Annotated in this window: 7 protein-coding genes and 1 pseudogene; 1 reads left to right on the forward strand and 7 read right to left on the reverse strand. The window is 40.9% G+C overall.

Going from position 1 to position 9,172, the window contains the following annotated elements:
- The 6 genes and pseudogenes from LG003_RS21935 to tssI form a co-directional block, all read right to left on the reverse strand.
- Positions 1–242, reverse strand: a pseudogene (locus LG003_RS21935) (hypothetical protein); the annotation flags it as partial.
- Between the two features lie 181 nt (positions 243–423).
- Positions 424–1,398 carry a hypothetical protein gene (locus LG003_RS21940; protein WP_262981637.1) on the reverse strand — a complete coding sequence of 325 codons (975 nt, stop codon included), beginning with the start codon at positions 1,396–1,398 and terminating at the stop codon, positions 424–426.
- Between the two features lie 223 nt (positions 1,399–1,621).
- Positions 1,622–2,623 carry a hypothetical protein gene (locus LG003_RS21945; RefSeq protein ID WP_262981638.1) on the reverse strand — a complete coding sequence of 334 codons (1,002 nt, stop codon included), beginning with the start codon at positions 2,621–2,623 and terminating at the stop codon, positions 1,622–1,624.
- 49 nt (positions 2,624–2,672) lie between these two features.
- The gene (locus LG003_RS21950; protein ID WP_262981639.1) at positions 2,673–4,274 is read right to left on the reverse strand and encodes a hypothetical protein; all 1,602 of its coding nucleotides are present in this window, start codon (positions 4,272–4,274) and stop codon (positions 2,673–2,675) included.
- A 20-nt stretch (positions 4,275–4,294) separates the two neighbouring features.
- Positions 4,295–5,221, reverse strand: coding sequence for a DUF4123 domain-containing protein (locus LG003_RS21955; RefSeq protein ID WP_262981640.1), 927 nt, complete (start codon positions 5,219–5,221; stop codon positions 4,295–4,297).
- The gene (gene tssI, locus LG003_RS21960; RefSeq protein WP_262981641.1) at positions 5,221–7,191 is read right to left on the reverse strand and encodes a type VI secretion system Vgr family protein; all 1,971 of its coding nucleotides are present in this window, start codon (positions 7,189–7,191) and stop codon (positions 5,221–5,223) included. The genes LG003_RS21955 and tssI overlap by 1 nt, the downstream gene beginning before the upstream one ends.
- A 461-nt stretch (positions 7,192–7,652) precedes the next feature.
- Here tssI and LG003_RS21965 point away from each other — a divergent pair, with 461 nt between their 5' ends.
- On the forward strand, positions 7,653–7,976 hold the full coding sequence (locus LG003_RS21965) for a hypothetical protein (protein ID WP_262981642.1): 324 nt from the start codon (positions 7,653–7,655) through the stop codon (positions 7,974–7,976).
- A 207-nt stretch (positions 7,977–8,183) separates the two neighbouring features.
- Here LG003_RS21965 and flgL read toward each other — a convergent pair whose 3' ends face one another.
- Positions 8,184–9,149 carry a flagellar hook-associated protein FlgL gene (gene flgL / locus LG003_RS21970; RefSeq protein WP_112879172.1) on the reverse strand — a complete coding sequence of 322 codons (966 nt, stop codon included), beginning with the start codon at positions 9,147–9,149 and terminating at the stop codon, positions 8,184–8,186.
- Between the last annotated feature and the right edge of the window lie 23 nt (positions 9,150–9,172).

Genomic DNA, 9,172 nt, shown 5'->3' on the forward strand with positions numbered 1-9,172 from the left:
TTTGCCATTAATAGCATGGAAGCTGTACTGGCAGTACCAAATCCCCGACCTTCACGGGCTGAATCTCGATTATCCATTCCCGTTACGCCATTGGTTTTGATGTCACAAAAGGCATATTGGATATCGAATAAACTGCGAATATACAACCTCGGCTCATTTGCATTAGCACCTCGCATTACTATCACACCTAAACCAGACATAATAATCACGCCTAATAATAGCAATAACCATTTTAATCTCATTTTATCCTCACACTCCGGGTAACCCAGTGATAAGTGGAATATTATTCAACTTTAATATTAACCCAATTCACAATCCCAGTATCTCTTTACAATCAACCAATTCTGAACTGATATCACCAACTTTTATTGCATTTCTCATCAAGAAAAAATATCGGGCTAAACAACCCGATATTGCTACCCATTAAATTACCTGAACAAAACGGCCATTAATTAATGAGAAAATCGGTGCAACGGTAGACAAAACCGTTTCTCCATCTTCCTCATCAACGTAATAATAGGATATCGGAGAATTCTTTAAGTCTGACTTATTCACTAACCTAACCATTCTGCCCTGATTCATTATTTTAACCCGGTAGTCATCCCAGTTAATTGGTATCATTTTGAAGTCTTTTGCATTGATATCACTAATAGATTGATCAGCAAAAATACTCTCTTCACTTTCATTAGTAACCCAAGCCCAAGCTTTGAGCGCAATTTTTTGTTGATCACGGAGTGTATTCAAGTCCTTAGAATTATAGGCCCGCCAAGCAGCCATATAAGCCTGTTGCAATTGCTGACGTTGTTCCGGGGTATCAGTATAAGGAGTTGCTTTCTCCCATTCCCATTCAGGCAATCCACTAACTCTTACATTCCTGCTAAATCGGTATAAGGTCATATTGGGTGGAAATTTCCGGCTCTTAAAGAACTTTTTATCTTTATGTCCAGCTTCCACATTTTCTGCCTGTATCACATGACGTACCACCGGTGTGCTAATAGCAGCATATTTCGCTTCATTTGCGGGTGTTATTGCTACAGGCTCACCATTTTCATCAATTGCCACTTCTATCGCTGTCAACACCTCGCTCTTTTTACCACGCATGGCGGTTAGCTCCAGATTACATTTAGCCTCAGGATTAAAATGATTACGAGCTTTATCTGACATTTCACTTGGAGAAAACCAATCCAACGCACCAAACTCCAGACTGATTTCATTTTCACCATTAGCCATGAATAGCATAGATGCTGTACTGGCGGTACCAAATCCCCGACCTTCCCGAGCCGAATTACGGTTACTGAACCCGGTTACTCCATTCGTTTTAATATCACAAAAGGCATACTGAATATCAAATAAACTGCGGATATATAACCTCGATTCATTTGCATGAGCACTCAACATAAAAATCACTCCTGATAACAGCAATAACAGTTTCAATCTCATTTTATCCTCACATTCCGGGTAACCCGGTGATAAGTGGAATATTATTCAACTTTAATATTAACCCAATCCACAATCCCAGTGTCTCTTTACAATCAACAAATGCTGAACTGATATCACCGATTTTTATTGCATTTCCCATCAAGAGAAAATATCGGGTCAAATAACCCGATATTGCTACCCATTAAATTACCTGAACAAAACGGCCATTAATTAATGAGAAAATCGGTGCAACGGTAGACAAAACCGTTTCTCCATCTTCCTCATCAACGTAATAATAGGATATCGGAGAATTCTTTAAGTCCGACTTATTCACTAACCTAACCATTCTACCCTGATTCATTATCTTAACTTGGTAGTCATCCCAGTTAATTGGCTTCATTTTGAAACTTTTTATTTTGATCCTACGGTAAACAGATTGATCAGCAAAAACACTCTCTTCACTTTCGCCAGTGGCCCAAGCCCAAGCTTTGAGCGCAACCTTTTGCTGATCACGGAGTGTATTCAAATCCTTAGCATTATAGGCCTGCCAAGCAGCCATATAAGCCTGTTGCAATTGTTGACGTTGTTCCGGGGTATCAGTATAAGGGGTTGCTTTCACCCACTCCCATTCAGGTAAACCACTGATTTTTACATTTCGATTAAACCGGTATAAAGTCATATTGAGTGGAAATTCTTTCGGATAAAAATATTGTTTCTCTATATGCCCAGGTCCTACTTTTTCAGCTTGTATCACATGACGCACTACCGGTGTGCTAATAGCAGCATATTTCGCTTCATTCGCGGGTGTTGTTGCCACAGGCTGACCATTTTTATCAATTACCACTTCAATTGCCGTCAATACTTCACTTTTTTTACCACGCATAGCCGTCAGTTCCAGCGTACATTTGGCCTCAGAATTAAAGTGATTGCGGTCTTTATCTGATAACGCATCCGAGGAAAACCAGCCTAGCGCACCAAATTCCAGACTGATTTCATTTTCACCATTTGCCATTAATAGCATAGAAGCTGTACTGGAGCTACCAAATCCTCGCCCTTCCAAGGCTGAATTACGGTTACTAAACCCGGTTACTCCATTGGTTTTAATATCACAAAAAGCATACTGAATATCGAATAAACTACGAATATATAGCCGGGGTTCATTTGCATTAGCACCAAACATCACCATTACTCCTAAACCAGACATAATAATCACTCCTAATAACAGCAATAACAGTTTCAATCTCATTTTATCCTCACATTCCGGGTAACCCGGTGATAAACGGAATGTTATCCATCTTAGGTTTAAAGTTAGGGTCATAACCCATTTCCCACGATGTTGTTTCAGCGCCCGGGACCACCTCCGGTCGAGTAATAGGCCGCTCTTCCCCTATCAGATTAATTCTTAACGGGGATTCTTTAGCTTTTAACGGATCGGCAATAACCCATTTCCATTTACCTGTAACTTTAATGATAGATTTTTTATCACCTTCTTTTTCCACATCCACGTCTATCGCAAATTCCGCAACAATCCCATTATGGTAGCCCGCCAGATCGATCCCTTTATCATGTTGATCAAGTTCAAAACCCGCCGCTGTTTTTACAGCCACACCCGCTCCCATTGCGACTTCCATTATCATAATATGGGTCTTAAAGGCGACATTCATTTTTCCCTCCAGACTCAATTTCAAATCATTCTTATCACCAGCGTCAAAAGTCCACTGCTTTTGTTTATAAGCGGCACCCAATTGAAAGGACAAATTGCATGTCAAAATAATGCAACATTCCAGATCTAAATAGTTTTTATCATCTGAATTCCTGCGGGCCACCGCCTCCCTGAATTTGGCTGCTACACGCTCTATCTTGCAATACGCCGCCCCCATTTGAATGAGATCCAGTTTTGCCGTCATCCCCAAAAAAGGAGCGGCACTGAAACCTAGAAAATGGGTACGGTCATCCATCGAAGTGGTTCGGTCATAAGCATAAGCCAGTCCAATATTGATGGGGTCCACCTTAAGCTCAAGCAGTTGGTAGCTGCGGGTGCCTTTTGAATCCGGATCGGGCGCCAGGTATTCTTTGGTATAACCCAGTAGCTTTTCCACCCGATTGATGGCCTCTAAATTGGGCAGGTTTTTCCTCACCTTATTAATTTCCGCAAACTTCGCCGAATAATCCATATCCTGAACCGTTAAAGCGTATTCGACGTTAATGGCCGTCTGTCGGGTCAGATAAAATGGGTCCGTATGGGTTGTCCACCCACTGCGCAGTTTATTGCCATTTTTAGGCTTGACATTTTCCATCGCCTGACGCGCTTTTTTCTGCTCATCACGTCGCTCTTTTACAGTGCGTTCTCCATGAGAAAAATCAAAGCTCAACCCAACCGAGACCATAAAACTGACCGACGGGTAAACCGCTATCGTCGCGTACTGTTGACTATCCAGGCAGCCCTGGGTTATTAACTTATAATAACGCGGTTCACTGTAGATATCTGTCGGGTTGGCAAGATTAGATAAATAAAACCAGACACTTTCCAAATCACTTTCAATCTCAGCGTCTGCCAACTGATCTTTATAAAATAATGTCACCTCCTGCGGAGCATTAAATTCTAGCGTTTTCTCTTTCTGCCCCCCCGTTAGCACCGCATGATGTTTAGCCGCATTATTACATTTAGTTTCAATCTGTATCGTCCCTTTTTGACCTTTTCCATGATCAATCAGGCTCATCTTAATTGCCGGCTTTTCAGGCCAAATCTGAGTATTCTGACCAAAAGTGACGCTGATTTTATAAATACAGGGGTCCGGGTTGTCGCATGTCATGCAGGCAACACCAGCACGGTGTGAAATAGTTTGCTCAGCCATATCAATTACCTTTTAATTACCTAATCGGGGATAAAACCCAATTCGCTTTTTAATAATGTTTCCATCCGATAATAACCCGGCCACTGGGGGTCTCTGAGTGCGGTTAACCATGCCCGCGGGATTTGCTCAAACTGATTGATATGTCTCTCCACCAGTAAATAGAGAAACCCTCCAATGGCGCGTTCATCAGTGATTTCATTATCACGACAAAAATAAAAACAATCCTCTGCTAAGGTTTTATGTTGAATAAATGTGGCCTCATCCATGTAAGCGGGAAAATAATGTGTCTCAGGGAACGGGTTTTTCAATATCCGGTCTGAATGTGCCGACAGGGAGTCGTATGGCAGATCTATCGTACCGGCGCCATTATGGTAATTGACTTCATTAATAAATTGCGTCAGTTTATTAATATATCGTTGCTCGAATAGCTCATTTAACTGAGCATATTGCTTTGTTGTGATCCGCAACATCTTTTGTCTGGAGCATGCCTCTGCGGGAAATTGTTTTCTGACCGCGTGAAAATTATCTTCATGCTTAACGCCCATCAGAGAAGTGCTAATTTTATTTATCGGCCCCAGAAAACAGTGAATTTCCCAGTCACTGAGGACACTGAGAAACTCCCAGATATTACGCGGATCATAAAACCGGAAAAATACCGGTTTATCTTGATCGGGTAATAATACTTGGAGATATTTGCGTAAATGCTGACGCAATGTTTTCATATCCGCTTTTGAGTGAAGACAAATTCCCCAGCATGTTTTCCATTCCTCTAAATACAGTCCGACTTTTTCTGTTACCTCCACCAAATAAGGCGCCACCTTAAGCAGCTCAGGTGATAAAGATTCGTCATAAAGACAAACCGCAGGGGGATTAAAATTTTCCAAGATAAAAAACAATCGGTATTCAATCGCACCGTCAATGACGGCATAATATTTTTCAGCGGCCATCAGTTGTTATCCTCCTTCGGACAGTGTGCAACAAACAAGGAACCAGCACTAGCGGCAGCTTGCAAAATAACCGGATTCGCCGGTCGCAATAAATCTCCAGGACTCCCCCCTGAGTTCAGATTAATAGATGGACCTTTAATATCGACACCATCAGCATGAATAACAATAAAGCTATTACCTACTTTCAGACTGATTTTATTGCCGCTTTGCACCGTAATATCACCATTGGTATCAATACTGAGCATACCCTGAACTTTCTGTGCCACATTGCCGCCAGCTTGCAAAGTTTTGTCACCCTCAACCTGAACAACGTAGTTCCCGGTGGTTTTATGCTCCTGCTGCCCATCAACCGTTATTTTACGGTTGTTGGCAATCACCAGTTCGTCATCATGTCCAATGCTGGTTGTACGGTTGTAATTAATTCGCTCATCCCGGGAATTAAGCACCTTAATCGCCAGATTTTTCTGAGCATGAATAAACACCTCTTCTCGGTCTTTTTCATCCTCAAACCGCAGTTCATTAAAACCCTCTCCTTTATGGGTTTTTGAACGAATTGACATCTGAGTTTTTGCTATCGGCAGATGGTTAGGCACAATATTAGCGGCATGATAGGTACGCCCAGTAATAATTGGCTGATCGGGATCGCCATGTAGAAAATCCACCAACACTTCCTGCCCTACACGCGGGATAGCAATCATACCCCAACGCTTGCCGGCCCAAGCCTGACTGACTCTGATCCAACAAGAACTCTGGTCATTGAATTTGCCATATTGATCCCAGGCAAACTGTACCCGCACACGCCCGTATTCATCACAAAAGATCTCTTCCCCCTCCGGGCCAACCACAGTCGCAATTTGTAGGCCGTCAATACGCGGCTTAGGATAAGGCGAGGGACGCCATACCCGGTTACGATCGCCAAAAGTGAAATCATTCGTTAAGGTCGTCCCCATTTCACCAAAACGGGATTCATCCGCCTGTGGTTGTCTACCGTGATGGCTGATGCTAATGACCAGCCACAAGGCATTAAATTGCGCTTTCGGATGATCAGTCAGCGTAAACCCTGATGCCGGCGCCAGAGCAAAACAGTCACTTTGCCCACGGCCAAACATAGCATCAGTACGGAGCGCTTCCAGACGATATTGACTCAGGCGCTCGCCAATCGCACCTTTTTTAAAGCGCCCGGGAAAATCATAGTAAGTGTAACTGGGCAAATCTGAACGCTGGTGGTTAATTTGGCGTTCGTGATATTCATATTCAGCCCCCCACAGTGGATTTTTAAAAGTACGATCCTTCAACTCAATATTGGCAATCCCGACCTGTTCACGCCAACAGAATCGACTGATACTGCATTGGCTTCCTGTCGCATCCAATTCTGGATGATAAGGCAGTGAAAGGTTGCTATTTATCCGATAAGAATCAGTAAAAACAATTAATGGCTCTCCCCGCTCTTCACTAAAATCAAAATAATAGAATATTCCTTCATCAGCCAATAAACGATGAAGAAACGCCAAATCACTCTCATCGTATTGAACACAAAATTCCCGTTCAGGATGCTCATAACGCAATAGGAAATGGAAGTTTCTAACGCCATTTTCTTTCAATAATATTTCAATAATCTCGGTCACAGATTGATGCTGAAAAATACGGGAATTCACCCGTAATCCGGCACGCCATAAACCAGGGTGAAGAGTCAAGGAATAATAACTGCGATGACGACCTGTCGTACCTTGTTCAAACTGAGTCACAATCCCAGTGACACTGCGTTCTATTTTTCCATCGCGATAAACGGTTAGTGTCGCAAAATGATCCAGAACATCCGCAAAATCAATATCCGGGTCAGCACTGGTTAATGTCACCTCCAGACAAAATAATGTTGATAGAGCTTCATCTAGCGTAAAGTCAACCACAACAAAAGTTTTCTCCGGGAGACTACCCGCAGTAAGTGTAAAAACCAGCCCTGAATCTGTCATTACTTTCCTCCTGATTATGTGAGGCCGAGGCTTAATTGTTCAACATATAAACGGGAGCATATAAAACGGAAGAAATAATATACTTATTTTAATAAAAATAATGATATTTTATTCTAAAAAATCAATGAATTTTTTAGAATACAACATAAACAACTAATGCATTTAACGAGCTATAGTTAATGATGGAAAATCATTTAATTAGCCAAAATCTCTGACTTAAATCAGCAATAAAAATAAAACAGAAAACTGAATTAGAGTAATATCTCAAACAACAATATACTTTTCCTTTTTTAATTATTAAATTGGCATTCAAATACGATAAATTCATTTATCTTATTCCTTTTACATCACTGATAAATTTCAATATTTAACTGTTATGGGAAAGTGTTAAGTTAAATTTCTCAGATAAGATTATCTGTACTATATGTAACATAATAATCATCATGATAAGGAAAAATAAAATGAAACTTATACATATAAACCCTAATCAAACTTTTGAGCTTTATACTGGTGGAAATATCATAATGCCTACTACTCATTACCCTAGTTTTAATATAAAAAACAACGGTCCTGCACCTATTAGAGCAGTAAATTATTGGGCACCTCCCTTTGGGGACTACAATCAGTATGCTTTTATTGATATCCAACCTGGTGAAACTAAATTTTTCCGAAGAGTACCTAATGCGGTTTACTTCTACAAAGTCGTAGTTATCAATCTCAGTAATTACCAACATGCAGAAACTGAAATTACTGAATTCTATCCTAGTCCACATCCGATACTTTAAGCTTCAACAATATATTTTTAATATGATTTTTTATCTCAGCATATATTTAACTGCAAAAAAACAGCATTCACTTTATTAAAAGTAAACATCTATAGGAGTATTAATTCAGAAATTAAAACAGAATTATTTAAATAATAAATAATGACGTAAGATATTTAATTGATAAAATCGCTGGCCTAAAAACCAGCGATTAAAGTAAAAATTAAATTAACGAAATATCTCAAACAACGACATGCCTTTCATATCGACAAATGTTTTATACGATGCTTGAAGTACGGCTTGTTGCTGATAATAATTCGAAATCGCTGAGTTCCATTCTACATCAACCAATTGACTCAAACGGCTTTTATTCGCCAAGCTGCGTTCTGCCCCCAAATTATTTAAGTCTTCTATTTCTCTCAGTTGTAAACCCAATACCGACTCCACAGAAGAGATATTATTCAACGCATTGCGAGCGCCGCGGTTAGCCTTATTCAACAATTCCAGCGCATCATCACGACTATTTTGATCTGCCCCGGTAAAGGGTGTTTTCAATGACTGAATCGCCATGTCTATGGTTTTAAATATATCAGATTCACTCGGGCTGCCATCCGGCTCTTTTATCGGATTACTGGTAGACGAGAGAAAAACCTGCTCCCCGGTATGTCCAATAATCATAGAGCGGTTACTATCTACTTTCTGAGTTATTTCCTCAGAGCCACCTCGATAGCTCACTGTACCGCTTGTACTCTCATCAAAAGGCTTCACATCCGTTTTATAACCGGCAAAAATATAGCGGCCATTACCATCGGTAGTATTACCCAAATTCACCAGTTGTTCTTTAAACCCTGTCAGTTGAATAGCCAACGAGTTACGATCTTCATCACTCAATACACCGTTTACTGTGGCTACCAAACTTTCATGAATATTTTGAACCACACCGACAGCTTTGGATACCACACTCAATTGCATAGAAATCGCGTTGTTAGCAAACGAGCGAGCGGTTATATACTGCTGGTTCTGAGATTCAGCCTGAGCAACCATGACACCCTGAGATGCCGCCATCGGATCATCAGATGGATTTATCACCCTCTGACCACTGGATAGCTGTGCTCCCTGCTGCATCCATTTCGACTGAGCAGTAGTGATACTCGTCATTTTCTGCTCGTACAATATATTGGTACTTACGCGCACAATTTCATTCCTTTTAAATATTC

The sequence above is a fragment of the Photorhabdus kleinii genome (assembly GCF_025384885.1).
GTDB lineage: Bacteria > Pseudomonadota > Gammaproteobacteria > Enterobacterales > Enterobacteriaceae > Photorhabdus > Photorhabdus kayaii.